The 24,004-nt window shown below is 60.8% G+C and carries 26 protein-coding genes; 12 read left to right on the top strand and 14 right to left on the bottom strand.

Going from position 1 to position 24,004, the window contains the following annotated elements; all coding sequences use genetic code 11:
* Nucleotides 1-395 precede the first annotated feature (395 nt).
* The 3 genes from ACVWXC_RS11350 (at nt 396) to ACVWXC_RS11360 (ending at nt 3,080) form a co-directional block, all read left to right on the top strand.
* Nucleotides 396-611 (top strand): DUF2949 domain-containing protein, encoded by a 216-nt coding sequence (locus tag ACVWXC_RS11350; RefSeq protein ID WP_041438447.1) that lies wholly within the window; start codon nt 396-398, stop codon nt 609-611.
* Nucleotides 592-1,686, top strand: a complete 1,095-nt coding sequence (mazG, locus tag ACVWXC_RS11355) for a nucleoside triphosphate pyrophosphohydrolase (protein WP_099813021.1) — start codon at nt 592-594, stop codon at nt 1,684-1,686. Before ACVWXC_RS11350 ends, mazG begins: the two co-directional genes overlap by 20 nt.
* A 158-nt stretch (nt 1,687-1,844) precedes the next feature.
* Complete coding sequence (locus ACVWXC_RS11360; protein WP_457392775.1) at nt 1,845-3,080, top strand: RNA-guided endonuclease InsQ/TnpB family protein; 1,236 nt, start codon at nt 1,845-1,847, stop codon at nt 3,078-3,080.
* Here ACVWXC_RS11360 and ACVWXC_RS11365 read toward each other — a convergent pair.
* From ACVWXC_RS11365 to ACVWXC_RS11380, 4 genes are all read right to left on the bottom strand, one after another.
* Entirely contained in the window at nt 3,067-3,459 is a 393-nt protein-coding gene (locus ACVWXC_RS11365; RefSeq protein ID WP_143596971.1) for a hypothetical protein, read from the bottom strand. The two genes, ACVWXC_RS11360 and ACVWXC_RS11365, sit on opposite strands and share 14 nt — an antisense overlap.
* 578 nt (nt 3,460-4,037) lie before the next feature.
* Nucleotides 4,038-4,856: a tetratricopeptide repeat protein gene (locus ACVWXC_RS11370; RefSeq protein ID WP_011430823.1), complete on the bottom strand. Its 819-nt coding sequence runs from the start codon at nt 4,854-4,856 to the stop codon at nt 4,038-4,040.
* A 60-nt stretch (nt 4,857-4,916) separates the two neighbouring features.
* On the bottom strand, nt 4,917-5,894 hold the full coding sequence (locus ACVWXC_RS11375; RefSeq protein WP_011430822.1) for a PspA/IM30 family protein: 978 nt from the start codon (nt 5,892-5,894) through the stop codon (nt 4,917-4,919).
* A 310-nt stretch (nt 5,895-6,204) separates the two neighbouring features.
* Nucleotides 6,205-7,023: a hypothetical protein gene (locus ACVWXC_RS11380; RefSeq protein WP_011430821.1), complete on the bottom strand. Its 819-nt coding sequence runs from the start codon at nt 7,021-7,023 to the stop codon at nt 6,205-6,207.
* Between the two features lie 103 nt (nt 7,024-7,126).
* Between ACVWXC_RS11380 and ACVWXC_RS11385 the strand changes: the two genes are divergently transcribed.
* Together ACVWXC_RS11385 and ACVWXC_RS11390 are read left to right on the top strand one after the other, a co-directional pair.
* On the top strand, nt 7,127-8,389 hold the full coding sequence (locus ACVWXC_RS11385; protein WP_011430820.1) for a class I SAM-dependent methyltransferase: 1,263 nt from the start codon (nt 7,127-7,129) through the stop codon (nt 8,387-8,389).
* 134 nt (nt 8,390-8,523) lie between these two features.
* Nucleotides 8,524-10,014: an Ig-like domain-containing protein gene (locus ACVWXC_RS11390; protein ID WP_099813023.1), complete on the top strand. Its 1,491-nt coding sequence runs from the start codon at nt 8,524-8,526 to the stop codon at nt 10,012-10,014.
* Between the two features lie 67 nt (nt 10,015-10,081).
* Here ACVWXC_RS11390 and ACVWXC_RS11395 read toward each other — a convergent pair whose 3' ends face one another.
* The 7 genes from ACVWXC_RS11395 to ACVWXC_RS11425 all read right to left on the bottom strand — a co-directional run bounded on the left by ACVWXC_RS11395 (nt 10,082) and on the right by ACVWXC_RS11425 (nt 13,786).
* Entirely contained in the window at nt 10,082-10,342 is a 261-nt protein-coding gene (locus tag ACVWXC_RS11395) for a SemiSWEET family sugar transporter (protein WP_041438445.1), read from the bottom strand.
* On the bottom strand, nt 10,339-11,565 hold the full coding sequence (locus ACVWXC_RS11400) for a class I SAM-dependent methyltransferase (protein ID WP_011430815.1): 1,227 nt from the start codon (nt 11,563-11,565) through the stop codon (nt 10,339-10,341). Before ACVWXC_RS11400 ends, ACVWXC_RS11395 begins: the two co-directional genes overlap by 4 nt.
* Before the next feature lie 11 nt (nt 11,566-11,576).
* Nucleotides 11,577-11,750 (bottom strand): hypothetical protein, encoded by a 174-nt coding sequence (locus tag ACVWXC_RS11405; RefSeq protein ID WP_011430814.1) that lies wholly within the window; start codon nt 11,748-11,750, stop codon nt 11,577-11,579.
* 47 nt (nt 11,751-11,797) lie between these two features.
* On the bottom strand, nt 11,798-12,343 hold the full coding sequence (locus ACVWXC_RS11410; protein WP_011430813.1) for an NAD(P)H-quinone oxidoreductase subunit J: 546 nt from the start codon (nt 12,341-12,343) through the stop codon (nt 11,798-11,800).
* A 1-nt stretch (nt 12,344) separates the two neighbouring features.
* A complete protein-coding gene (locus ACVWXC_RS11415; RefSeq protein WP_011430812.1) occupies nt 12,345-13,079 on the bottom strand; it encodes an NADH dehydrogenase subunit K in 735 nt (244 codons plus the stop codon).
* Nucleotides 13,076-13,438, bottom strand: a complete 363-nt coding sequence (ndhC, locus tag ACVWXC_RS11420; protein WP_011430811.1) for a photosynthetic/respiratory NAD(P)H-quinone oxidoreductase subunit C — start codon at nt 13,436-13,438, stop codon at nt 13,076-13,078. The genes ACVWXC_RS11415 and ndhC overlap by 4 nt, the downstream gene beginning before the upstream one ends.
* An 84-nt stretch (nt 13,439-13,522) precedes the next feature.
* A complete protein-coding gene (locus tag ACVWXC_RS11425; protein ID WP_041438440.1) occupies nt 13,523-13,786 on the bottom strand; it encodes a hypothetical protein in 264 nt (87 codons plus the stop codon).
* Between the two features lie 159 nt (nt 13,787-13,945).
* On the opposite strand from ACVWXC_RS11425, the gene ACVWXC_RS11430 reads away from it, so the two are divergent.
* The 3 genes from ACVWXC_RS11430 to ACVWXC_RS11440 all read left to right on the top strand — a co-directional run bounded on the left by ACVWXC_RS11430 (nt 13,946) and on the right by ACVWXC_RS11440 (nt 16,171).
* The gene (locus ACVWXC_RS11430; protein WP_011430809.1) at nt 13,946-14,602 is read left to right on the top strand and encodes an XRE family transcriptional regulator; all 657 of its coding nucleotides are present in this window, start codon (nt 13,946-13,948) and stop codon (nt 14,600-14,602) included.
* Between the two features lie 151 nt (nt 14,603-14,753).
* The gene (locus ACVWXC_RS11435) at nt 14,754-15,566 is read left to right on the top strand and encodes an OmpA family protein (RefSeq protein WP_228375265.1); all 813 of its coding nucleotides are present in this window, start codon (nt 14,754-14,756) and stop codon (nt 15,564-15,566) included.
* 119 nt (nt 15,567-15,685) lie between these two features.
* The gene (locus ACVWXC_RS11440) at nt 15,686-16,171 is read left to right on the top strand and encodes an ATP-binding protein (protein ID WP_011430807.1); all 486 of its coding nucleotides are present in this window, start codon (nt 15,686-15,688) and stop codon (nt 16,169-16,171) included.
* On the opposite strand, the gene ACVWXC_RS11445 is transcribed toward ACVWXC_RS11440, so the two are convergent.
* Entirely contained in the window at nt 16,168-17,298 is a 1,131-nt protein-coding gene (locus ACVWXC_RS11445) for a geranylgeranyl reductase family protein (protein WP_011430806.1), read from the bottom strand. The genes ACVWXC_RS11440 and ACVWXC_RS11445 overlap by 4 nt on opposite strands.
* 121 nt (nt 17,299-17,419) lie before the next feature.
* Nucleotides 17,420-18,865 (bottom strand): UDP-N-acetylglucosamine 1-carboxyvinyltransferase, encoded by a 1,446-nt coding sequence (murA, locus tag ACVWXC_RS11450; protein WP_099813027.1) that lies wholly within the window; start codon nt 18,863-18,865, stop codon nt 17,420-17,422.
* Between the two features lie 343 nt (nt 18,866-19,208).
* Between murA and ACVWXC_RS11455 the strand changes: the two genes are divergently transcribed.
* From ACVWXC_RS11455 to ACVWXC_RS11470, 4 genes are all read left to right on the top strand, one after another.
* The gene (locus ACVWXC_RS11455; RefSeq protein ID WP_011430804.1) at nt 19,209-19,862 is read left to right on the top strand and encodes a DUF3386 domain-containing protein; all 654 of its coding nucleotides are present in this window, start codon (nt 19,209-19,211) and stop codon (nt 19,860-19,862) included.
* A gap of 119 nt (nt 19,863-19,981) precedes the next feature.
* Nucleotides 19,982-21,244: a GNAT family N-acetyltransferase gene (locus tag ACVWXC_RS11460; protein WP_099813028.1), complete on the top strand. Its 1,263-nt coding sequence runs from the start codon at nt 19,982-19,984 to the stop codon at nt 21,242-21,244.
* Nucleotides 21,245-21,271: 27 nt separating this feature from the next.
* The gene (locus ACVWXC_RS11465) at nt 21,272-21,889 is read left to right on the top strand and encodes an Npun_F5749 family FMN-dependent PPOX-type flavoprotein (RefSeq protein ID WP_011430802.1); all 618 of its coding nucleotides are present in this window, start codon (nt 21,272-21,274) and stop codon (nt 21,887-21,889) included.
* A gap of 231 nt (nt 21,890-22,120) precedes the next feature.
* Nucleotides 22,121-22,684: a hypothetical protein gene (locus tag ACVWXC_RS11470; RefSeq protein WP_099813029.1), complete on the top strand. Its 564-nt coding sequence runs from the start codon at nt 22,121-22,123 to the stop codon at nt 22,682-22,684.
* A gap of 214 nt (nt 22,685-22,898) precedes the next feature.
* Here ACVWXC_RS11470 and mraY read toward each other — a convergent pair whose 3' ends face one another.
* Complete coding sequence (gene mraY / locus ACVWXC_RS11475) at nt 22,899-23,921, bottom strand: phospho-N-acetylmuramoyl-pentapeptide-transferase (RefSeq protein ID WP_414346920.1); 1,023 nt, start codon at nt 23,919-23,921, stop codon at nt 22,899-22,901.
* Between the last annotated feature and the right edge of the window lie 83 nt (nt 23,922-24,004).

The following is a 24,004-nucleotide window of genomic DNA, read 5'->3' on the forward strand; positions in this document are numbered from 1 at the left end:
TACAACTCTTTGCCGCAAATCCAAAGAATGAGTCGGCATTCCTTTCTCTCCTTCCTCTTGAATACCTGTACCCTATTTTAAATTAAAAGGCTGTACTTTTCGTCGGGGAAAGAGAATCGGCTCATCAGGGCACTGTCAATCGGCAGCGAGCTTGCTATTATACATTGACCTCACTGAATCCATTTTTTGTGCTCTTGGATACAGAGATCCCATCTGTCCCGGTAACGGGAGGGATCGCCTGGCGGAGCTGCGCTCGGCAAACCTGGCTTACTGCCTCTTGGCTTAGTTGCCGGCCAGATCTTTGCGGAAGCTCTGTAAGAGTGTTAAGAATGATTACACTAGTCTGTCATCCTCTCAGTTTTCCCACTTGTCCTTCTCAGCGCTGTGAAACGACTATGCTAGATCCCATTCCCCCTCCTGTCCTTGAAGAATACCTGTTGGAAGCGGGCATCATTGACCGCTCGCAGCTGAGCTTGGCCAAAAAGCTGCAGCATCGCCAGCAGGGGCCGCTGCTGATGATCCTTTTGGAGCTGAGTTTCATCGATCTCGAGCAGCTCAGGCGCCTTCTGGATTTGGGCCGCACCTACGACCATGCTCCAAACGCTGGATAGCCTTGAGCCCGATTGGCAACAGCATCTGGCCCGCTGGTCTGCGGCTGGGCAGGGATCCCTGCTGCTGAAAAGTTGCGGGAAGAAGGATCCGGCGGAGCTGCGTCGTTTTTTACAGCAGGTCTGCGCCCCTGTCCAAGCGTTGACCTTGCTCACAGAAGACTTGCAGATAGTGGGCGGCCCCCTGACGCTGCAAAGCTGGGATCCGCAGGCCACAGGCTCTTTTGCCCATCTTTATCTGGAGCGCTCTGCGTCTGCACAGCACCTCAGCCGCTTGGCGGCAATTGTGGCTCAGTTGCGCGCCCCCGACGGCTGTCCTTGGGATCGCGCCCAAACGCCTGAGTCGCTCACTCCCTATATCCTCGAAGAAGCCTACGAGACGGTGGCGGCCATTCGGGCCGGGGATCCGGCAGCGATTGCCGAAGAGCTGGGGGATCTGTTGCTGCAGGTGGTGTTGCAATCCCAGATCTTTGCCGAGCGAAACCACTTCGACCTGGAAACTGTAGCCGCGCGGATTGCCGATAAGCTGATCCGCCGTCACCCCCATGTATTTGGGGAGGCTCCGCAGTCAGATAGTTCCAGCCTTTCTGAGTTGCACCGCTCCTGGGAAGACATCAAGCAGAAGGAACAGCCGCAGCAAACCCTCGGCCAGAAACTGCTCCACTACGCCGAAAGTTTGCCCCCCCTGATGGCCGCCCTGAAGATCTCCCAAAAGGTGGTGGGAGCAGGATTTGAGTGGCCGACGGTGGAGGGGATCTGGGCCAAGGTGCGCGAGGAAGAGGCCGAACTGCGCCGAGAGCTGGAACGGGATCCCCCTGACCCGGCGCGACAAGAAGCCGAGTTGGGGGATCTGCTGTTTGCTCTGGTCAATTTGGGCCGTTGGTATGGGCTGGATGCCGCACAGGCCTTGACCCAAACCAACCTGCGCTTTGCCCGCCGCTTTTTGCGCCTGGAAGAGCTGGCGCGGCAACCAGCAGAAGCGGCATTGCCTAGCAGCGGCCAAGCCTCCCCTCTCCAAAGACTCACCCTCGCGGAGTTAGAGGCCCTCTGGCAACAGGCAAAGCAGGAGCACCCCTAATCCCTTCATCTAGAAACCGCAGGAGACCCGCCCTGTACCCCCCTATATCCCCCCGCCCAGCCCCCCTATATCCCCTCCGTATACGGGGGGAGTGGGGGGCCGGGGGCCGGGCCGGTCAGGGCTGGGAGGAATGCGTTCCCATAAGGTACAGTAACAGTATGACCCAAACCCTGACTATCTCCTGCAAGCTCAAGGTGTCTGAGGCGCAGGCCGCCAAGTTGGATGCGACTCTGGACGCCTTTGCGCAGGCACTGAACTGGGTCAACCAAAGCACACCAGAGAAAGTCGTTAACGCAGTCAAACTCCATTCCCTTTGCTATTACGAGATACGCGCTCGCTTTGGGTTATCCAGTAATCTGACGGGGCAGGTATGCAGGCGGGTGGCGGGGTCGCGCAAGGTTGCCAAGCAAAAGAACCGTCCAGTCAAGGCGTTCAAGGCGGGCTTCGTCACCTACGATGCCCGCATCTTCTCGTTCCGTGAAAAAGACTGGACGGTATCGCTAACTACGGTTGAGGGGCAGGAATGGTTTGAGCTGGCCATGGGTAACTACCAACGGGGCATGCTGGCCGGCACCCACCCAAAAGCGGCCACCCTGGTCAAACGGCAGGACGGTTCCTACTACATCCAGATTTGCGTCGAGCATGACCTGCCGGAGCCCCAGAACACCCCCAAGGCGATTGGAGTGGACTTGGGCAGAACAGATATTGCACACACCTCAGAGGGGGATAACTGGAGTGGACAGCAGTTGAGCCGGGTCAGAGACCACTACTCCCGGTTGAGAGCGGTTCTCCAACGCAAGGCCAGTAAGGGCACAAGGTCTAGTCGGCGGCGGTGCCGGCAGCTCTTGCAACGGTTGTCTGGCCGGGAGAGACGCTTCCAAACCTGGGTTAATCACTGCATCTCCAAAGCGATTGTGTCGAGGGTGCAGGCAACCCACAGCTTTATTGCCTTGGAAGACCTGACCGGGATCCGGGAGCGTGTCAACCAACAGCCGCGTAGCAAGACGGAGCGCCGGCGGTCGAATAGTTGGGCGTTCTACCAGTTGCGGCAGTTTGTGCAGTACAAGGCAGCAAGAGCAGGGATCCGGGTTGTGTTGGTGCCGCCTGCCTACAGCTCACAGACCTGCCACCAGTGCCTGTGGATTGGGCAACGGGAAAGGAAGCGCTTCCGTTGTGTCAACCCGGCTTGTGGTTGGGAAGGGGACGCAGACTACAACGGGGCAAATGTAATTGCGCTTTTGGGGGCTGCTGTAAACCAGCCCCCCTCAATCCCCCCGCCCCCCTGCCCCCCGTATACGGGGGGCAGGGGGCTGGAAGGGGGGCGGTCGGAGCCGGGTAGTTTACTTATGTCTGAACCGGGAGACCTGCCCGCGGGATCCCTCAGCGATTGTTAGGCAAATTCTGGATGGGAACGACCAGCTCTTGCACAGGCAGAGCCAGCGGTTGGGCGGTGTCGCCGATCAAGGAGCTGGATGGCACAGGAGGAGAAGAGGCTGGAACCTCGCCGACGGGGCGCAGTTGCCAGCGGATGATCTGCTCGCCGCGGTAAAAGGTCACCAGCAACTGATCCCCTTGCGGTTGGATCTGCCAGGTGCCGTCGCCGCTGGTAACCGAAATCTGCCCGCCGGAAAAGGGCGCATCCAACGCCGGCCCCGACTGCGTCCAAATGCGTCCGCCACCGGTTTCCAGAACCAGTTGCACCGTGGCCCCTTGCCCCTGACCGCTCAAGATCTGGCCAGTGCCACTCCAAACTTGGGTCTCTGTCTGAGCCACGGCGGGCTGCCCAAGCTGTAGAGCCATGAGCAACAGCCCTGCCCAGCTCCCCTGAGCTCGTAGTGCCCTCCTCCAACCAGGAGAGAGGAAAGAATAGCGAGAGAAAAAGGCCATTGCACTCACGTCAGTACCACACGCCGCGATAGAACTGAAACACAGCAGAGCGGGAGGAAGCTCGAGGAAGCAATTTTTTACACTGTCCCTCTCACAGTCTATCGAAACCGTCGGGATCCCTTCGCGTTCTCTTGGGCTTGGGTTGAGCTGGCTGCCGGGATCCTCAGTTGTCCTGATCCCAATTTAGGCAATCCCCGCCCCCCCAGACAGGCTGCAACCTGAGCCTCTGGCTGCGGGGATCCCTAGCAACCGCTTCGCCAATGCGCAGAGCCAAGTCCGAAACCATAACTCAAAGATGGCAATGTTGTTATTTCGATTTAGACTGAGGCACTGCGCCCGCCCCGTTTCCTCTTTTGAGGGAGTCGTGGGGGCTTTTCCTTTCTAGGATCGATGTCTCCTCTCAATTGAGATGAGATTAAGAATTGCTGCGATCCAGAGTTGCAGGGGAGTCTGCTGACAGCTCTTCAACGCAGAGAAAGGAAGCGCTCCAGGGCTGCCACCATCGCCGGTGGCCAACGACGGACGGTTTTCACCCACTCCAGGTCGGCATAGCGGGGATCCAGCCCTTGCACAGCCACCCATTGGCTTTCTGCTTCTCCCTGCCGGCCTTGCACCCAAAGAACAGCGCTGAGGGCAGCCCGCATATCCGGGAACTTCGGGTACTTGCGCACCAAAGCCCGCATCAGGCGCAAGGCAGCTTCCGTTTCTCCCACCTGATAAAGGCAGAGGGCGTAGTTGGCCTGGGCAAAGGCGTAGTCAGGAGCCAGCTCCGTGGCGCGACGGTAATCGGCCAGGGCCTGCTGCCACTCTCCCAGCGCTGCCTCGGCATTGCCCCGGTTGTTGTAGGCTGCCGCATCGTTGGGATCCAACTGCAACACCCGCTCGTAATCGGCAATGGCCTCCTGCCAGCGCCCTAGCCCCTCCAAAGCCGTCCCCCGATTTAGATAGGGATCTGGTGCGTTGGGAGCCAGGCGAATGGCCTCAGCATAGTCCTCCAAAGCCTCCTGCAAGCGGTTCTGGCTGACGCGGGCGTTGCCTCGGTTGCTCCACAGGGCCGGGTTGTCGGGCTGGCGCTGCAACAATTGGCTCCAAAAGGCCTCTGCCCGGGCAAAATCTCCCCGGTTGGTGGCAGCAAAGGCTTCCTCAAACAGCCGGTCAATCTCAGGATCGATCTTGGCACTCGCCGCCGCTGCCCCATTCGCTGACTCAGATCCAAGGGGGATCCCAAGCCAAAGCAGCACCAACAGCAGGGCAGCTAAAAGAGGGGATACTCTTGCCTTCATCGCCATTGCCAGTTGGCTCACTAGGTAGATGCTCCCCCATCTTAAGCCGCCGCCCCAGGCTTAGTTGTTCATCTCCCGTTCCAGCTTGGCCAGCGCGATCTGGCTTTCCAGGCGAGAAATGCCTTCGCGGAGGGTTGCCGCCTGCGCTTCAACTTCATCCAAAGATTTGCGAACCGCCTCTGCAGCACTCATGTGTTGGTTCCGCTGCACCAAAGCCTGGCGCGCCAGCTCGTCCTGGTCATGTTGGCTGGCCTTTTGGGCTCTGACAAACCAATCCTCGGCCTTTTGCAGCAGTTGATCGTACTGCCGTTCCAGTTGCTTGCGGCTGGCCAGCGTTGTGGCCAGGCTGCGCTGCAGTTGTTTGAGATCCCGCTCCATCTGGCGGATGCTCACCCTCTGCCGGCTGGGCTTTCTCCACAGCAGCTTGCTCAAGCCCACCATCACCACCGCGGTGGCAATGCCCACGCCCGCAGCCGCTGCCGGGTTTTCCCGCAGGAAGGAGCCGTCCAAAACGTTGGATCCCGCAAAGGCTGAGGTTTGCGCGGCTGTCTCCCGAAACTCCCAGGGCATCACCGGATTGCGTTGCTGCCAAAAACCTCGTCGCGCCGCCTGGGCCAATTCTTGAGCTTCCAAGTAGCGCTCCCGGTTGGCCCCGTACAAAAAGCGCTCATAAACCACCGCCTGCCCCTGGCGCAACATCTCCAAATTCACCAAACCCTCGGCGTTGTACACCTGGGCAATGTGCAGCCCTTCTGGCGTGACGTAGAGAGTATCCACCTGCACCAGGGATCCCGGCGGCAGCAGGCTTTGCAAAGCTTCCTGCGAGAGCCGCCCCCAGCGCCCTTGCGTCAGCTCTGGGGCATCCACATAGGCAAGACGAAAACGGGTTGGCCTGCCGTTCAAGTCTGCCCAAAAGGTGTCCCCATCCACCACCGACCGTACTCGCGCTGTCCCAGAAGATTGGGCCGCTGCAGGGAGGACAAACCAACTGCCCGAAAGGACAGCCGCCATCATCAGGAGAGAAGTTCTTGAGGCCATGGGGATCACTCCTATTGTGCAGAACAACAAAAGTTAAGAAATAATAAGAAATGGGGAAGCTGCGGGAACTTACCGAAAGCCTGGAGCGTCTTCACGAACCGGAAGCAAGAACGATAGCCGCCCCTTCTTCGAGGAGAGGCAGCGGGAGCAACACTTCGCTTGCGCCAGAGAGAGCAGATTCTCTGACGCAGGGATCGGTCCTGTGAAGAAGACGGCCTCCAGGATGACAATTTGGGTTAGAGTTTAGCTCACCTCTTGGGGCAACGTCACAACCCTAGAGCGCAATCTTTGCCCAGTTAGGGGATTGGAATTACAGGCGCAAGCGGTAGGGCTCTTCCTCGGGAAAATCGGGCAGAGGAGGTGGGAGAATCTCGATCTCGCCGGTGGGCAGCGTCCGCAGCACCGTCCCCAATTGGGTCAGTTGTTCCAGAACAAACTGGCGGGTATCCCGGTCGCTGGTGGCATTGAACACGCTCAGCCAGACATCGAAGCGGGAACGGCGGCTGAGGGGGCTGCGGGCGATGTTGTCCCCCAGTTGGCGAAAGTCGTCGCCGGGCAGGCCCACCTGTTCCCGCCAGGCGGCAGCTTGGTAGTAGTCGCGGCGGCCCGCTTCCGCATCCCCCAAAAACATGAAGTTGATCAAGGCGCGATCCACGTAGAGCCGCCAGGCGTCGGGATTGTTTTGGGGGTTAAACTGCTGCAGGCCGCGATCCAAAATCTCGACAGCTTTTTCCGGCTGGCCGGCCCGATAGGCCAACACCAAGCTAGACAGCCGGTAGCCCAAGAAAAAGTTGGGATCCAGTCGCAGCATGTGGTCGAAGTACTCGTAGGCGAGGCCGTAGCCGGTTTGGGCACGAGCAGGGGCGTCGCCGTAGTACTGGATCAGCTCCAGCCACAGCCAGGAGGCGCCCAGGTTGCGGTAGCCCAGCCAGCCCAGGGTGGTGGCCAGGGCGATGTTGCGGTTTTTGCGGGCCTCGGCATTTTCCAGGGCCTCTAGGTTGATCCGCTCCAGCATCGGCACCTGCAGCCGCACCACCAGGATCCCGCACAGCAGCGCCCCGCCCACGGCGGCCAGGGTGCCTGCCAGGGAGAAACGGGAGCGGCGACGGGGCAAAGCAGCAGCAGTCATAGCCAGTTCTGAGCGGATCCCTCAACGGCTACACTCAATCATAAATTCATCCTGCCTTTGCATCGACCGCTCTCTCGCTCTCTGTTGAGCTTTTCCTCTGCGTATGACCAGATCCGCCCTCTCGGCTGCAGACCGGGCCCTCAGCCTCTACGAGGCTCTGCCCTACCCCAACGTGCCCCTCTCGCAGTCGGCCCGCAATGCCCTGGGGGAGATGTTCAAGATGAGCTATACCACCGCCCAGTACCTACGCACCCACGCCCTCGTCCCGTCCGAGGGCAAGGTGATGCTCAACGCCGGCTGTGGCTCCGGCTGGGAGACGCTGATGATGGCGGAGGCCAATCCGGGCGCCCAGATCGTGGCCTGTGATCTGTCGCCGGCTTCGGTCAAGCTCACCGAGGAACGCCTGCGGCACCACGGCTTCACCGATGTCCAGTGCTACGTCCTCAACGTGCTGGAGCTGGATCGCCTGGGGATCCAGTTCGATTTCATCAGCCTGAACGATGTTTTGTATTTGTTGGCGGATCCCACTGAGGGCTTGCGGGCGATGAAAAAAGTCCTCAAGCCCGAGGGCATCATTCGCGCCAATCTCCACAGCCGCCGCCAACGCCAGGTGTTTCTCCGCCTGCAGGCAGCTTTGCAAAAGGTGGGGCAATTCGACGTCCCGCCGGCGGTGGGGGCGCAACATGTGCGGGAGTTCATGGGATCCCTGCAGGAAGAGGTGGCCAAGGCGGTGCTGTGGAACCCGGCCAGCTATACCGAAGATGCCGCCATCATGAACAACTATCTGCTCTCCAACGACAAGGGATTCACGATCCCCGAGGTGTTTGGCATGTTGCAGCAGGCGGGGTTGGGCTTTTTAAGCCTGGTGGATATGCCCGACTGGTCGCTGGAGTCTCTCTTTAAGCAAGTGCCGGAGTTTGTGCGGCAACGGCTGGAAACCCTCAGCGTCATGGAGCGGCTGCACCTCTACGAGCTGATCCGGCCTGCCCATCGCCTCATCGACTTTTGGGCCGAGCACGCCGGCTCTTCCCTGGTGCTACCTTGGACGGATGCAGATTGGTTGGCGGGATCCGTGCAATTCAACCCCCTGCTGATGGACAACGCTCGCTTCCACCAGGAGTACAACAAGGCCCTGCAAGAGAACTGCACCTACGAAATGCAGTGGACAGGGGCCACCCACGGGCGGATCCGCATCCCTGCCGAGAAGGTGAAATGGCTGGCCCCGCTGCTGCAGGGGCCAACTCCGGTGGCAAAGCTGATTCAGCGGGTCGTCGAGTTGGGATCCCTGACGGAAGAACAGGCAACTGACGAGGTGCTGACCTTCCTGACGGCGTTGGAAGACTTTCTATTCGTCATGCTGCAGTAGAGCCGTTTTCCCGTTCCCGACCAATCCCAACTCCCCTCTCCCTCTGGGAGAGGGGTTGGGGGTGAGGGCAGTGGCGCGGAGTGCCTGGGAAGTGTCTTAATCTGGTTTGAGAGGTCGAAAACTGTACGACTCGGATGTCTGCCTGGCCGGCACGTCGCTTCTATGCAGCTCTGCAGCGAGGGCTGACCCAGCCTCTGGATCGCTGGGTGGCCGGGATCACCCTCTGCAACTTGGCGGTTGGGGTGATCTTATTTTTGCTGGGCAACCACACGGCCCCCTATGTGCGGGACTTTAACTGGCAACAGCAGCGGGTGGGATCCCAGGAACTGCAGATGGTGCTGACCTTCAACCGCCCTATGGATGCGGACAGCGTTGCGGCCAACCTGGAGATCCAGCCGCCTCTGCCGGGCCGGATGCGCAAGCTGGGCCGCCGCTTTTTTTGGACGCTGACAGAGCCGGCCCCCTACGGCCAGACCTACCGGGTGCGCCTGCAGGCAGCCGTGGATGAGCGGGGCCAGCCCATGGCGCGGCCTTTTGAGGGCGAGTTTCGCACGCCGGATCGGCAGTTGTTGGGGATCGGCACGGAAGCAGACCAACGGGGGCGGCTGTTGCTCTTTAACCTGGAGACGGGATCCACCACTTTGCTGACGCCGGCGGGGCTGAAGGTTACCCAGATGCAGCCCAGCGCCGATGGCCGCTTCGTCTACTACTTTGCCACCGCCAGCACCATCCAGCAGCAGGATCTCTACCGCCTGGATCTGGAGGATCTGTCTTCCCGGTTGCTGCTGGACCACCAGGGCTACCAAAACCTGCGCTTCCAGGTCTCGCCGACGGGGGAGCTGGTGGTAGCGGAGCGGATCCCCCTGCAACGGGATCCCCTGGCTCCCGTCCAGACGGAACTGGGGATCCAGAAAAGGAGCCGGGATCCCTTTGAGCGGCTGGATCTGGATACGGCTTTGGGGGGAGACTTTTTCATCAGCCCTGATGAGAGCAGCCTGCTCATCTCCCAGGGGCAGGGGGTGGGGATTGTGCCCTTGCAGCCGCGGGCGGCAGCGGAGAGCTTTTTGGCCCAGTTCGGCCAAACCTTGGCCATCCGTCCCGATGGGGCTTTCGGGGCTTTGCTGCGCTTCAATCCCGACTACACCCGCAGCCTCTTTATCGTCAGCAATACCGGCACCAGCGAGGAGATTTGGGTTACCGAGGGATCCGTAACCAAAGGAGCTTTTTCGCCGAGGGCACCCGTCTTTTACGGCTTGGTCAGCGAGGCCGAGTTTGTTGGTGAGGGCGCGTTGGCATCTCTGGCCTACACCGAGTCCCCCCGCTTGCTGGCAGTGGTGTTCGGCAGCGGCGGCGCGGCCCCGGCGGGCAAGACCGTAGAGGTGGGGCGGGCCGACTATCCCTTTGAGCTGGACTTCAGCCTTTCCCCTGACGGCCGCCTGTTGGCCTACACGCTTTTGGAGCCCTTGCAAGAGGAGATCCCGGATCCCTGGGCCCCCTTTAGCCGCACTGGGCAAGCGATCCGCAGCGGGCAAGTGTGGCTGGTGGACTTGCAAGATGGGCTGCCGATCCCCAACAGCCGTCGCCGCCTGCCGCTGAGCAGCAGCGCACTGGCCTGGATCCCTTAGTCAGGAGGAGTTCTAGGCAAGCAAGGCCTAAAACCCAGGCCAGATGCAGAGCAACTCCCCTCTCCCCCTAGCGAGCCGAGGTTCTCAGTTTGGTTAGGATAATCACTCCCACCAGCGCCAGGGTTACCGTGTTGGCAAGCAGGATGACCGCATCTTGGCGCAACAGGCCGTACAGATCCCACATCAGGATCCCTGCCCCAAACAGCAGCAGGTAGCTCCAAGAAAAATCGTCCGCCTTTTGGCTATGCCAAGTTTTCCAGGCTTGCGGGAAGAAACTGGCAGTGGTCAGAGCAGCAGCCGATAGGCCCACCCAAAAGGTGAGGTTCATAAGTGTAGCTCCGGCTCGACAAAGCCCTGCAGCGGCTGGGCCGCTTCCGCCTCGCTCAAGCCCTTGGCCTGCAGCAACACCCCAAAGCTCCCCAACCCCAGCGGATCCAGCAGAGCGTGAAGGGCATGTCGCCGTTGCAACACCTGGCCCAGATCCCCCCCCTCGTCGCCAACTTGGCCGAGGGCGGCCAGCCTTTCCGCCAATCCCAGGTTCACCAAAAAGCAGCTCTGCTGGGTGAAGCCCAGGCACTTGAGCCCCAGAGACTCCCCCACCTGCTGCAAGGTGGTAAAGTCCACGTGGGCAGTGAGATCTTGGGATCCCACCCAGACATAGGGATCCGCGTAGGTGCCGTGTTGGCGGTAGGCCAGGAGCGTGCCCTGGAAGCGCTGGGGGCTGTAGTAGCGCTGGGCGGTGTGGCCGTAGTCAAGGGTGAGCACGTAGCCCCGCCGCAGCTTGCGGGCCAGAAGCTGGAGCCACTCTAGGGCCTTGAGGTTGACCTCCGTTTGGTAGCCGGAGGGATAGGTGGCAATCGGGATCCCCAGGCGGGCAAAGTACGCTTCCAGCGCGGGCGTAGAGAGATCCCCTAACACTTCTCGGAAGCCCTCCCCCTCCGCCCAATCCACGTAGATTTCTCGCAAGGCCCCCGCCTGCACCTGCACCCGATGGACTGGGAAGGCGTCCACCAGCTCGTTGGAAAAAAAACAGCCGGTTACCGAACCATCTGGGATCTCGTCCCACTCTAGCCAGCGCACCTTCTCGCCATAGCCGGCCAAGCGCTCCTGCTGTAGCCGCCGCAAAAAAGCAGAGCGCTCGAGGATCCCGTACTCCAGGGCTTGCCAGAAGTCGGGCCAATTGGAGCACACATAGGCCAGCCAATCTTCGGCCAGGCGCCCGCTGCCCGCCCCCATCTCAATCACCGCAAAATGGGGAGGGGATCCCAAAATGTGCCAGAACTGGAAGATCTGCTCAGCCAACAGTTGGGCAAAATCCGCCGCCAAGTGAGGGGAGGTGCGATAGTCCCAGCCGAGGGGGAGATGCTCCCGCTCGTAGTAACCCAGACCTGGCTCGTAGAGGGCCCACTCCATGAACTGGGCAAAGGTCACGGGTCCTCGGGCGCGAATGCGGCTGCCGATCAGCTCTGGCAACCTCCGGTCGGCCTGCGAGGGCGACAAGGGCAAATCCGGATTGCCCAAGCCTAAGTCTTGCCTAGAAGGGCTTACCAATGGGGATAGACTCACTTGTTCAAGGGACGACGCCAATTTTGGCGAAACTGGCGGTTGGTCAAGAGCAGCAGTGGCCAGAGGGCCGACACCGCCCACTTTCCAGAGCCTGAGTAGATGCGATCCGCCTTGCGGGCTGAGTACCAAACTCCCCCTGCGTAGATTGCCAAGAGCAAAAAAGGCCACATTTCTCTCACGTCCTGCGAACGCTGCTCAGCCGGTTAAGGGATCCCCCCTAGTAAGCGTCCTGCAACTCATAGAAGTCAGGCGTGATATAGTCCTTGCGCAGCGGCCACCCAATCCAGTCTTCCGGCATCAAGATCCGCTTCAAGTTGGGGTGTCCCTCAAAGATGATGCCGTACATGTCATAGGTCTCCCGCTCCTGCCAGTCCGCCGACTTCCAGATCCAGTACACCGAGGGCACCCGCGGATCTTGGCGGGGCAGCTTCACCTGAACCCGCACCTCCTGCGGCCGATCTGCCCCGTCCGCCAGTTTGATCAGGTGATAGAGGCTGACCAGGGGTTGCCCTGCCCCCAGGTCGTAGCCGCACTGGCACTCCAGGTAATTGAAGCCGTAGGCATAGAGGGCAGTACACACAGGCAAGAGAAAATCCCGCTCCACCTCCAGCAGCTCCACCCCGGCGGCATCTCTGCCCAGGTACTGATGGTCAAAGCCGTTATCGGCGAGGAACTGGGAAACCGGCCCCCGTTCCAGCGTCGCCAACGGCTCTGTCGGCTCGGCTGTCGAGGACGGCTTTTGCTGGGCTTTGTCCTCTGTCATCTCACATCCCTCCCCGCAAAGCTTTGAGCTGCTGTTCCGCCTGCTTGAAGTCGGCAGTCTGCAAGGCCGGAGGCACCGGCAGGCCAATAGCCGCCGCCAGTTCCGGTGGAGGAGCTTGGCGGGTCTCGCTCTCCAGATACTTGCCGGTGATGATCTCCGGCACCGGCTTGAGGTTGTGCTTGACCGTGTAGTAGCGGTGGGTTTGTTGCAGGCGGCCCCGCTCCCGCATGTCTTCGGCGGCGATCTTCTTGCGCAGCTTGACAATAGCATCCATGATCGCCTCCGGACGCGGCGGGCAGCCGGGAATGTACACGTCCACAGGGATCAGCTTGTCCACCCCTCGCACCGCCGTGTAGGAATCGGAGCTGAACATGCCGCCGCTAATGGTACAGGCCCCCATGGCGATCACGTACTTCGGCTCAGCCATTTGTTGGTAGAGCTTGACCAACGCTGGGGCCATTTTCATAGTGACCGTGCCCGCCGTGATGATCAAATCAGCCGTGCGCGGCGAAGAACGGGGCAACAGGCCAAAGCGGTCGAAATCGAAGCGGGAGCCCAGCATGGCTGCAAACTCGATGAAGCAGCAGGCAGTGCCGTAGAGGAGCGGCCAGAGGCTGGACATCTTCGCCCAGTTGTACAGGTCGTTAACCGTGGTGAGAACGACGTTGTTCGAGAGGTCTGTGGTAACTTGCGGGGCAGACGCCGGAAACAAGACTTCCGGCTCCTGAGAGGTCATGACCATTCCAGCGCTCCTTTTCTCCAAGCGTACACAAGGCCCACCACAAGGATGGCGATGAAAATCAGGGCCTCCACAAAGGCCAGCAGTCCCAAGCGATGAAAGGCCACCGCCCAGGGATAGAGGAACACGGTCTCCACGTCGAAGATCACGAAGACCAGGGCGAACATGTAGTAGCGGATGTTGAACTGGATCCAGGCCTGGCCAAACGGCTCCATCCCCGACTCATAGGTGCTGCGGCGCAGGGATCCCCGCCGCTTTGGGGCCAAGAGCGCAGAAGCTCCCAGAGCCAAGACCGGCAGCAGAGCGCAGACGATCAGAAAGACCAGCAAATACTCGTAGCCGGATAAGACAAACACGACGCCAGACCGCCTCAGGTGCTCAACATTTAGATACGTTTTCAGTATACAGCCAGTCTGCCGCCTCCCGGCGCTGCCCGATCTTTAGTTCTGCTGATGGTCTCGATTGCGGGAGTGGCGTTTCTCCAGCCAACCCCACACCCCACTCAGCAGGGCTCCAGCCATCAGGATCCCCAGTGCCGGCTGGAACAAAGGCAACCACAGCCGCAGCCAAAGTTTGTAGCCCAGCGGGATCCCGATGAAAGCTCCCGTTACCGAGAAGACAAACCAGACAAACCCGGCAAACACCAGAAAGACCAGGGCAATGAGAAAATGATCCAGCCAGCGTTTCCAGTCTGAGACGGTCATAGGGAGCAAGCCAGAGCAGGTGAAGTCTCTCAGATCCTACTACTGGAAACCCTGCCCTCTTCCCTCCAACCCAGCATAAGCCCCTGCCCCTCACGAGGGTTGACTTGTCAACAGGTAGTGGTAGAAATTTAGTTGTACACAACCCGTAGCGTTAAGCCGATGTCCACCTCCTCTGATTCCTCCTTTGCCGACCGTTTGCGACAGGTGATCGGCGATGAGGCCATTTATGCGTTTGGGCGGCGGGCCGGCATTAGCGATACAGCCTTGCGCAGTTACCTCAAGGGATCCGTGCCCGGCATCGACAAGGCCGTGAAAATTGCCCAGGTGGGGGGGGTGAGTCTCAGTTGGCTGATTACGGGGGAGGGATCCCCGCGGCTGGAGGCTGGCGACGCCAAAACGGAGTATGTATACGTGCCTCTGGTGGATGTGGTCGCCTCGGCAGGGGCGGGGGCGCTGGTGCGGGAAGAGTCCATCGAGTCGGTGCTAGCTTTTGAGCGTAACTGGCTACGGGCCCATCTGAAGGGGAACCCGGATGGGCTCAGTTTGATTCGGGTGCAAGGGGACAGCATGTCTCCCACCTTGGAAGATGGCGACTGGATCTTTGTCGAACGGCAAAAAGAGCTGGGGGGTGAGGGCATCTACGTCTTTCAGAGGGATGGCGAGCTGTGGGTCAAACGGCTGCAACGCCTGTCAGGATCCCGAGTAAAAGTTATCAGCGACAACCCTCGCTTCCCGTCTTTTGTGGTCGATTGTGCGGATCCCGTCAACGGCCTGATCCTCATAGGACGCTATCGGGGCCGTCTCAGCTTCGACTAGGCTTTTGCCGAGGATGGCGGGAAGGGGTAGCCTGAGCAGCCCCTAATCCCCTTGGCAAGCTGCGGTCGCCGGATAGGATCGACTCTAGGCGTTGAGTTGAGCCCGGTTTTCGCTCCTCGCCTGTGCCCATCTAGCCAGAGGTTTGCCTGCGATGCCCCGCCCATCGGAACGTGCAACGGTCTTTCTCAATCTCTCGAGTGGGATCCTCCTGGTCGGCAGCGGCATCTGGGCGGGAATGGTGCTCCCGCAGCCGCTTCAGACCCAACCGCTGCCAGTTCCCCAGCCGCAGGCCAACACGCCGCCGCTCCTGCCCACCCTGTCTCCACCCCAGGCCAGTCTCCCAGCGGTGAGCCCAGATGCAGATTCACCAAAGGGGAATCCAAATCACGGCGGCTCCACGGATCTGGAAAGGGAGATTCGAGAACTCCGCCAGCAGGCCATCCAGCTTTTGATCCGCGTTGAAGAACTGGAGTCGCGGCTGCAACGGCTGTCTTCCCCAGCAGCGGCCCCTGAGCCGAGGCGAGAATCGGCCACCACTGCCGAGATCGCCCCGGAGGGAGCAAGCGTCCCTGCCCCCACCGCAACGCCGACCCCTACCTCTTTTCAGGTGGGAACCCGAACCATTAGCCTGCCGGGCGATCTGCTCTTCGACTTCGACAAGGCCGAGATTCGGCCTGAGGCGGCCTCCCTGTTAGCAGAAGTGGCCAAATCTTTGCGGGAAATGCCCGGCGCCCGCGTTCAAGTCAACGGCCACACCGACAACATCGGTTCCTTGAACTATAACCTCGACCTTTCCCTGCGCCGCGCCAACGCTGTGAAAGACTACTTAGCTAACCTGTTGCCGGAAGACCACCCCATCAGCTGGACAACCTCTGGCTTTGGCCCCACCCTGCCGGTGGCCGACAACGATACGGAGGAAGGGAGACAGCGAAACCGCCGCGTGGATCTCATCATCGCCCCCTAGTGGCCCCCCCCAAAGTTGGGGGTTGGCAGGCTTGAACAGCGCCTTAGTCTAGAATCAACTGGTCCGATCCCTGGTGGGGGCGAGGGCCCAGGCAACAGTCTGAGCTTTGGGGTTCGATTTTGAACGCGGCAGGGATCCCGTCGGGGGAAAAGCAGACCTTTGCGCTGAGAGTAGACACAACCCTGGATGCTCTCAGCCAAGTTTTGACGTGGTTTGAGTCTTTCCGCGACGCCGGCATTCCGGGCCCCATCTGGTTGGAATGCCAGTTGGCCTTGGCGGAGGGCTTTACCAACGCCGTTCGCCATGCCCACCGCACTTTGTCTCCCAGTACACCCATCGATATCGAGCTGGTTCTGATGCCCCAGGAGCTGGAGCTGCGCATCTGGGATCAAGGGCAGGAGTTCAACTTGGAGGAATTCTTCCAGAACCGAGCAGCCAGCAGGCCCCCCGACGCCGAGGTCGAATCCGAGGGGGGACGGGGTATTCGGCTGATGAAGGCTCTCTCCACCCACCTGAGCTATACTCGCCAGGCAGATGGCCGCAACTGCCTGCTGATCAGCAGGCGCTTCGACGATCCCGCCCCCCTCTCCCAGCGGCCGGCCTAGGCCAACAGGCCAGCGCTCAACTGGCGAATGGCCGAGCTGGCCACATCGCTGTAGCGCAGCTCACCGGCCAAGATCTGGCCCATGCGCCGAGTGGCTCCCGGTCGCTTGACGCCTACCCTGTAGCCGACGCCCGGAAAGCGGTAGAACAGCGCCGCGATCCGCTTGGCCCAACGCATCTCTGAGCCCCACTCCTGCTGCACGCGGGCGGAGTAGTTCGCCAGGGCTTCGGTATCTCCCGCCAGGGCTTGGTCGATGGCCTGCGCTGCCAGCATGCCAGTGAGGAGGGAGGGGCGGATCCCTTCGGCGGTAAACGGATCGACGACACAGGCAGCATCTCCCACCAGGAGGGCATTTTGGCTGTGCAGGGGTTGATCCCCCTCCCAAAGACAGATGGGATGGCCAAACTGCCTGACCGATTTCAAGTCCACACCAAAGCTTTGGGCATACTCGGCGGCGATTTCCCGCAAGTTTTGTTTTTCGCCACCCCGAAAGGTGCCTGCCCCGATGGAGTAGCCATCGGCTTTGGGGAAGTTCCAAATGTAGCCGTTGCTCACGGCGCCAAAGTCGAAATGGGCGGCTGCGGTTTTTGGCTCTGAGACGGGCACTTCTGCTTCCAGGGCGGCAGCCAGGCGGCGCTGCCGGTTTTGAAAGCCGAGCCACTTGGCCATCGAGCCTTTGGCCCCATCGGCCCCGATCACATACCGACCCCAGACCGGGCCGGTGGCTGTCATCACTTGCCAGCGGTCGCTCTGCCACTCAATGCCGGAGACGGGACATTCCGTCTGGAGTGCTGCCCCCTGCTTTTGCGCCTGCTGGATCAAGTAATGGTCGAAGACCTCCCGCCGCACCATCCATACCGGCTCTTTCAGATCCAGGTCGGCCACGACCGGATCCCCGCCCCGCCAGGTGTAGCGAATTTGCCGGATCTTCAGCGAAATGGCGGGACTGAAATCGAAGTCAAACCAGGCCGCCACCATGGGAGAAACGCCGCCGCCACAGGGTTTGTAGCGGGGCAAAGGATCCTTCTCCAAGACCAGCACTGAGCGCCCCCGCTTGGCCAGGTGATAGGCGGCCGAGCCGCCGGCAGGGCCAGCGCCGACGATGACACAGTCGTACACTTGGGACATGGCTCTCGATCCCCAACCCCTTCTCCCTGAATTTGGGCTGTCGGCTCCTAGCCTACCGCATCCTTTTTCCCTCAAGAAAACAAGGGGGAGGGGGCCGGCGGATCCCCCCAACGGCGTAGGCTCAAGTGGGCCAATTCTGCAATGGGATCCCCTTTCCATCAGCTTGTTCAGGCTGAGGGGTGGCCGGGATCCCTGCCGGGTTGTTACAGCGATACACCTTGGCCCCAACGCTGCGCAGCTTTTCATCGATAGCTTCGTAGCCGCGGTCGATGTAGTGGAGCCCGTGGATAGTAGAGCAGCCCTCAGCCGCCAGGCCAGCCAACACCAGAGCTGCCCCCGCCCGCAAGTCCGTGGCCACCACCGGCGCTCCCGACAGCGACGGCACCCCCCGGACAATGGCCACCCGGTTCTTGAGACGAATATCCGCCCCCATGCGGTTGAGCTCGGGAATGTGGTGCATGCGGTTTTCAAACACCGTCTCCTCGATGGTGCAACTGCCCTCGCTCAGGGCAGCCAAGGCCATGATCGGCGCCTGCACATCGGTGGGAAAACCTGGATAGGGCAAGGTTTGGATATCGGTTGCCTGGCAAAGCCAGCCCGAACTGAGTTGAGCCGGGGCAATGCGCAGCCGGTTGGGGCCTTCTTCCTCCACCCGCAGCCCCATGTCGCGCAGCTTGGCAATCACCGCTCGCAGGTGATCCGGGATAACAGGGCCAACCGTGAGTTCGGAGCGGGTGATGGCCCCGGCAATGAGGTAGGTGCTGGCCTCGATGCGGTCGGGAATGACCGTGTACTCGGTGCCGTGCAGGCGCGGCACCCCTACCACCACAACCGTATTGGTGCCCACGCCACGGATGCGGGCTCCCATCGCCTGACAAAAACGGGCCAAGTCGGCCACCTCCGGCTCTTGGGCAGCATTTTCAATCACCGTTTCCCCTTCGGCCAGCGTAGCGGCCATCATCAGCGTCTCGGTGGCGCCGACGCTGGGATAGTCAAGGTAGATGCGGGTTCCCACCAGCTTGCGGGCATAGGCATGAACCACGCCGTGCTCGATTTGAACCGTTGCCCCCAACGCTTGCAGGCCCCGCACATGCAGATCCACCGGACGCGAGCCGATGGCACAGCCGCCGGGCAGAGGAACTCTGGCCACTCCCAGCCGCGCCAGCAGCGGCCCGATGATGAAGAAGCTGGCCCGCAACTGGCTGACCAACTCGTAGGGCGCCTGGGAAGTTTTGAGGGAGCTGGCGTCCAGGTCAAGGGTATTGCCCACATGGGACACCTTAACCCCCAGGCTGGTCAGGATCTGCCCCATGCGTTCAATGTCCAGCAGGCGCGGCACGTTGTGAATTCGACAAGCTGCAGGAGCCAAAAGGGATCCCGCCATGAGCGCCAAAGCTGAGTTTTTCGCGCCGCCGATGGGAATGTGGCCGCTCAAGGTCTGCTTGCCGACAATTTTCAGCACTGGCCCCATCATCTCCGGCGGGGCTGCCACTCTGGTCTGGGCCGGCGACAGGTTAGGCGCTAGGGATTCCGTCCTGCCGACGCGATTGTCAAAAAAATCTCTCAATCTTCCTCCTCACCCACCAAAAATAGAAAGGCTCTTTCCAGAGAATACTCCGGGGATCAAAGCAGCAACTAAACTTGCAGGCCAAAACTTAGGGTGACGAAGGAAGAGAAGCTCCAGTGGCTATGCCTCTATCCTACAGCGGCGGATGGGCAATTAGCTATGTCAGCTCTTTGTGGCGCGAAAACCCCTGGCTGATCGCTGTGGGGAAGCAGGCCCTGGGCGTAGAGAGTATGTCAACAAACGCAGGTTCCTGCCGCGGGCGGCTAGGGGGATAGCCTGGCAGCAAGGGGCAGTATGATGGATGGTCATGAGAAGCGCTTGCCAGTAAGACAGGAGACACTCGATGACCGCGACCCAAGTTTCTGCCGAAGAGTTGTTTCGGGCCGCCTACGAAAATCGCTACACCTGGGATCCCGACTTTCCGGGCTACAGCGCCGAGGTCACCTACTGGGATGGGGAGCGCACTTTTGTGGGCCAGGTGCGAGTGGGGGCAGACCTAAAAGCGACGGTTACGGGCGTGGAGGATGAGGAAGCCCGGAAAGCCATTCACAATCAACTTTGGGAGATTGCCGTTCACCGGGTGCGCCGCAGCTTCGCCGAGACCCACGGGAACAACACTTTTCGCTATGGCCAGATCCTACCCGATGGCACCGTGGAGATCCTGGTGGGCGGCAAAGCCGAAGGGGATCGCTACCACGTGCGCGACAACCAAGTTACCATGGTGCATCGGCATATTCACGGTATGGTGGTTACTATTCACACCTTCAGCAGCCACGACACGGGCGAAGGCTACCTCTCCCACCGCTACGACTCCGTCTATCACGACGCCAAGACTGGCGAGCAGAAGGGTGGGCGCAGCCAATTTGAAGATCTCTACACCAAAGTGGGCAAGTACTATATCCTCTCGGAGCGGCGCATTCAAACAGAGACGGAAACCGGCCCTGTGGAAAAGCGCTTTACCTTCCGCAACCTGGCGTTGCTGGATGCGGGGGCCTGATTGGCCAAAGGCCAACGGAAAGCCCGATAATCTCATTTGTGGCAGCAACGCCCCCCTTAGATAGAAGAAGTGGGGGATCCTGAGCTATGCTTTGAGTATTCTCCCGCCCACACTTTGGCATGGACAACCCTGCGGAAAAGCCCAACCCGGATTCCAAAGCTCCTAAGGAGGCTCCCGAACTGATTCTCCGCCCGGCTCAACTGGGTGATCTGGAGGCGGTGGAGGAGATTTTGGCTCAAGCTTTTGATGAAGAGTACAGCGGCCGCTCGGTGGACATTCGTCGCCAGGTGCGGCGGCTGCGCCAGTGGTATGGCCCCCTGAAAACTTTGAGCCTGTTTCCCAACCGTTTTCAGCACATGTTTACGGTGCATGTGGCGGAGCTGGAGGGCAAAATCCAGGGGGTCATTCAAGTTTCTCCCTTTAATCATTCCCGCAGCACCTGGCGGGTGGATCACATTGCTGTGGTGCCCTCCGCCCGGCGGCAGGGAATCGGCTCTAAGTTGCTCAGACACTGCATGGAGCACTTTCGCGAGGCCCGCACCTGGATCTTGGAGGTGAACATCCACAACAAGGGGGCGATGGCCCTCTACCGCCACAACGGCTTCCAACCGCTGGCCCAGATTACCTACTGGTCGATCCGGCCCGAGATTCTGGCCGCCCTCAGCCAGCACGAGCCCATGCTGCCCAACCTGGTGCCGGTGACCAACCGGGATGCCTACGCCATTTACCAACTGGATACGGGATCCATGCCGGCCACCGTGCGCCAGGTATACGACCGCGACGTGAGCGATTTTCGCACCAGCCCGCTGGATTGGCTCCTAGATCAGGCCAAATGCGTCATCAGCCAAACGGAACGGGTGGAGATGTGTGTCTATGAGCCGGAGCGGAAAACCGCTATCGGCTATTTCAACCTGAAGTTGGACCGTACCGGGCAGCAGCCGCATGTGGCCAAGCTTACGGTTCACCCCGCCTACACCTGGCTCTATCCTGAGCTCATGGCCAAGATGGCCCGGCTCACCCAAGCCTATCCGCCGCAGGCTTTGGCTTTGGCCTCCACCGATTACCAGCCGGAACGGGAGGAATTTTTGCTCAAGCTGGGAGCCCGGGACGTGGAGCGGACGCTGTTGATGTCGCGCTCGGTGTGGCACAAGGTGCGAGAAGCTCGCTCCCCATGGTACAGCGAGTATCTCGCTCTGGTGCTCCAGAAATTGCCGGTGAAACAGCCGGTGCCGGAACGCTTCGAGGGGCTGGCAGAGGGCTGTCTGGAGCATCCCTTTCATTCCCTTCACCCAACTGGTCTGGATTCCCATTCCGTTCGGCCGGAATCCTCACTAGGACAGGCCAGGGATCCGCAATCGGAAGCTCCTCCCCCTCCCGGCTAAAGTCTCGGCTGGCACCTGCGCACCCCTATGAACGAGTTGAAGGATAACCCGGCTGGGGATCCCTCTTGGCGGACGTTGCTGCAGGCGGCCTTGCACCGCAACCGCAGCGACGCGGGTGTGCGCTATTTGCAGTTGGCTACGGTGGATCCTTGGGGGCACCCGCGCAACCGCACGGTGGTCTTCCGGGGATTTTTGGGGGATACCGACCGCATTCAGTTGGCGGTGGACAGCCGCAGCGAGAAGATCTGCCAGATCGCCCACTGCCCACTGGCCCAGATCTGCTGGTACTTCTGTAAAACTCGCGAGCAATTTCGCATTGCCGGCACTCTCGAGGCCATCACCGCCGACCACCCGGATCCTCGGGCGCAGCAGCACCGACAACAGTTGTGGCAACAAATCTCGGAAAAAGGACGGCTGCTCTGGTTCTGGCCGGAACCTAAAGGCCCTCTTGCCCCACCCGAGGCTTTTGTTGAAGAGCTGCCCCCCGAAAAGGCATCTTTGCCACCGCCGACATTTGTCCTACTGCTGTTGGATCCAACGGAGGTGGATCACCTCCAGCTCAAGGGAGATGCGATCTATCCCCAGCGACGGACTCTGTATGAGCGCAGCCCGCAAGGGTGGAAATGCCGAGCGGTCAACCCCTAGAAGGATCCCAGCCGACTGCAGGTGGGAGGGGGGAGCGGTTTTCGCCTTCCGAGAGAAGGTTGAATGAATATTGAAGAACAGACAAGGATAGAGGTGTTAGCGTGGCTGAACAACCGTCCTATTCTGAGCGCGACGCCGCCTGCGGGCTGGATCTGCTCACCAATGGCGAGGTCACGGTCGCTCAGCTTCTTTCTCAATCCGGCATGTAGCACTCCTGGTTGCGGTAATCTGATGTCTGTTTCCATCCGCTCATTTCCTGCCTGTATCACCCAAGCTGTTGCCGCTCTTGTTGCCGGCGGGCCGCCGAAAGGGACCTTGCGGGGCAAGCTGCGCCAGAGATCCCTGGGGTTGGCTGCCGCTTTGGTTTGGGGTCTGGCTCTCGTTCGGGGGTTGGCAGCCCAGCCGATGTTAAAATCCCCACAAGGCTCCTTCGAGGGGAATGCAGCTCCTGTCCTGCCCTCAGAGTCTGCCTTCCCCACCTCCACCCGCACAGGAGCCTTTCGAGTCGGCAATCGCACCCCTCACCCGATTCGGCTGGTGATCTTGATGCGCAGCGGTGGACGGCTGCTCAACCCGGAAACGGCCCACTGGGACTTTGCGCCCGGAGAAGGGGGCAGCGAGGGGCTGGTGCTGAGTTTGGGCGAGGAGCCATTGCAGATCGGCCCCGGCGATATTGTGGTGGCTTTTACCCTGGATGGAACCGCTCGCTACTGGGGGCCGAACGTGGTGGGAGAGTCGCTGGCGCCCTTTTGGAATGAAGAGAGCGGCTTTTGGTCGATGATCCTGCAGCCTTAGAGGGCTCTGCGGGCGGCCTAGAAGCCCTTTTCAACCATTTTTGAAATTGCAGCCATTTGGGTTGGGGACAGGATGCTGTACCCATGGACAAATCTCTGCCCAGGGCAAGCCACAACCCTTAAGTCAGTTTAGACCTCCTCCCAACCCCGAAAGCAGCCCCAAGTCCGGCTTCGGCGCTTGGCCCCTGCCGTGGTACCCCTGGATCCTCTGCCTCTCAAGCGCCGGCCCAGTGCCACCAGGCCCAGCCCAGCCCCACCAATAGCGCCGTTAGCCCATAGAAGCACCCCACCACCTGCACCTCCGACCAGCCCCCCAGCTCCAGATGGTGGTGCAAGGGCGACATGCGCAGCAGCCGTTTGCCTTGTCCGGTTTTGCGTTTGGTGTATTGGAAGTAGCCCACCTGCAGGATCACCGACAGGGCCTCTGCCACCAGCACCGCGCCCATCCAGGCCAGGGCCCAGAGCTGATCCCCCAACAGCGCCAGCCCCGCCAGAGCGCCCCCCAACCCCAGGGATCCGGTATCGCCCATAAACAGGCGGGCCCGGTGGTGGTTGTGCACCAGAAAGCCCAGACAGGCGCCGCTCAAGGCAAAGGCCACGAGCGCCAAAACGGGATCCGCTGCCGTCAGCCCCAGCCCTGCCAGGACAAGGGCCACCATCCCTGCCGCCAGGCCGTCCATGCCGTCGGCGAGGTTGACGGCGTTGTTGGTGCCCACCAGCACAAACAAGGCCAAGGGCCAGAACAGCCAGCCCAGGGGGAGGGCGCCTATTCCCGGCAGGGTGAGAACGGTGGGGATCCCTTGCCAGGCCAGGTAGCCACAGAAAACCAGGCCGATCCCAACTTGGAGTAAAAGCTTCGATTTGGCAGACAACCCCTTGTTGGAGCGCTGCCGGATGACCAGCCAATCGTCCAGCCAGCCAACCACGGTGTAAGCCAGGGTCAGTAGGGCCACCGCCAGCCATTGGGGATCCCAGCCGCTCCCGATGCCGGCCACCAGCAGCCCTACGGGCAAAAAGCTAAGGCCACCCATGGTCGGCGTGCCCGCTTTTTTGTGGTGGGACTGGGGCCCCTCCTCGCGGATGACCTGGCCTGCCTTCCAGCGCCGCAAGACCGGGAGAAGCAGGGATCCCAGCAGGGCCGAGCCCAGCACGCTCAATCCAAAGGGGACGGCCACCTGGGGCCGGATCCCGATGACCAGGGCTGAGAGGGCCAGGCCGAGAACTAAGGAGAGGGCCATCCCTCCCCAGTCCGCCTCTTCCAGCCGGGGAAGGGTATCCGCATCCACCCGTTCTGAACCCCTCACATTCTCAACCTCCAGCA

Source organism: Thermostichus sp. OS-CIW-20 (assembly GCF_054061455.1).

Bases quoted from the DNA above. Each gene is read 5' to 3' on its own strand.
- ACVWXC_RS11435 (WP_228375265.1), top strand. From the start codon at position 14,754: ATGCCCCGCCCATCGGAACGTGCAACGGTCTTTCTCAATCTCTCGAGT.
- ACVWXC_RS11370 (WP_011430823.1), bottom strand. From the start codon at position 4,856: ATGAAGGCAAGAGTATCCCCTCTTTTAGCTGCCCTGCTGTTGGTGCTG.
- ACVWXC_RS11390 (WP_099813023.1), top strand. From the start codon at position 8,524: ATGTCTGCCTGGCCGGCACGTCGCTTCTATGCAGCTCTGCAGCGAGGG.
- ACVWXC_RS11350 (WP_041438447.1), top strand. From the start codon at position 396: ATGCTAGATCCCATTCCCCCTCCTGTCCTTGAAGAATACCTGTTGGAA.
- ACVWXC_RS11380 (WP_011430821.1), bottom strand. From the start codon at position 7,023: ATGACTGCTGCTGCTTTGCCCCGTCGCCGCTCCCGTTTCTCCCTGGCA.
- ACVWXC_RS11470 (WP_099813029.1), top strand. From the start codon at position 22,121: ATGTCTGTTTCCATCCGCTCATTTCCTGCCTGTATCACCCAAGCTGTT.
- ACVWXC_RS11410 (WP_011430813.1), bottom strand. From the start codon at position 12,343: ATGACAGAGGACAAAGCCCAGCAAAAGCCGTCCTCGACAGCCGAGCCG.
- mraY (WP_414346920.1), bottom strand. From the start codon at position 23,921: ATGGCCCTCTCCTTAGTTCTCGGCCTGGCCCTCTCAGCCCTGGTCATC.
- ACVWXC_RS11455 (WP_011430804.1), top strand. From the start codon at position 19,209: ATGACCGCGACCCAAGTTTCTGCCGAAGAGTTGTTTCGGGCCGCCTAC.
- ACVWXC_RS11425 (WP_041438440.1), bottom strand. From the start codon at position 13,786: ATGACCGTCTCAGACTGGAAACGCTGGCTGGATCATTTTCTCATTGCC.
- ACVWXC_RS11430 (WP_011430809.1), top strand. From the start codon at position 13,946: ATGTCCACCTCCTCTGATTCCTCCTTTGCCGACCGTTTGCGACAGGTG.
- ACVWXC_RS11415 (WP_011430812.1), bottom strand. From the start codon at position 13,079: ATGACCTCTCAGGAGCCGGAAGTCTTGTTTCCGGCGTCTGCCCCGCAA.
- ACVWXC_RS11460 (WP_099813028.1), top strand. From the start codon at position 19,982: ATGGACAACCCTGCGGAAAAGCCCAACCCGGATTCCAAAGCTCCTAAG.
- ACVWXC_RS11375 (WP_011430822.1), bottom strand. From the start codon at position 5,894: ATGGCCTCAAGAACTTCTCTCCTGATGATGGCGGCTGTCCTTTCGGGC.
- mazG (WP_099813021.1), top strand. From the start codon at position 592: ATGCTCCAAACGCTGGATAGCCTTGAGCCCGATTGGCAACAGCATCTG.
- ACVWXC_RS11360 (WP_457392775.1), top strand. From the start codon at position 1,845: ATGACCCAAACCCTGACTATCTCCTGCAAGCTCAAGGTGTCTGAGGCG.
- ACVWXC_RS11395 (WP_041438445.1), bottom strand. From the start codon at position 10,342: ATGAACCTCACCTTTTGGGTGGGCCTATCGGCTGCTGCTCTGACCACT.
- ACVWXC_RS11445 (WP_011430806.1), bottom strand. From the start codon at position 17,298: ATGTCCCAAGTGTACGACTGTGTCATCGTCGGCGCTGGCCCTGCCGGC.
- ACVWXC_RS11405 (WP_011430814.1), bottom strand. From the start codon at position 11,750: ATGTGGCCTTTTTTGCTCTTGGCAATCTACGCAGGGGGAGTTTGGTAC.
- ACVWXC_RS11465 (WP_011430802.1), top strand. From the start codon at position 21,272: ATGAACGAGTTGAAGGATAACCCGGCTGGGGATCCCTCTTGGCGGACG.
- ACVWXC_RS11385 (WP_011430820.1), top strand. From the start codon at position 7,127: ATGACCAGATCCGCCCTCTCGGCTGCAGACCGGGCCCTCAGCCTCTAC.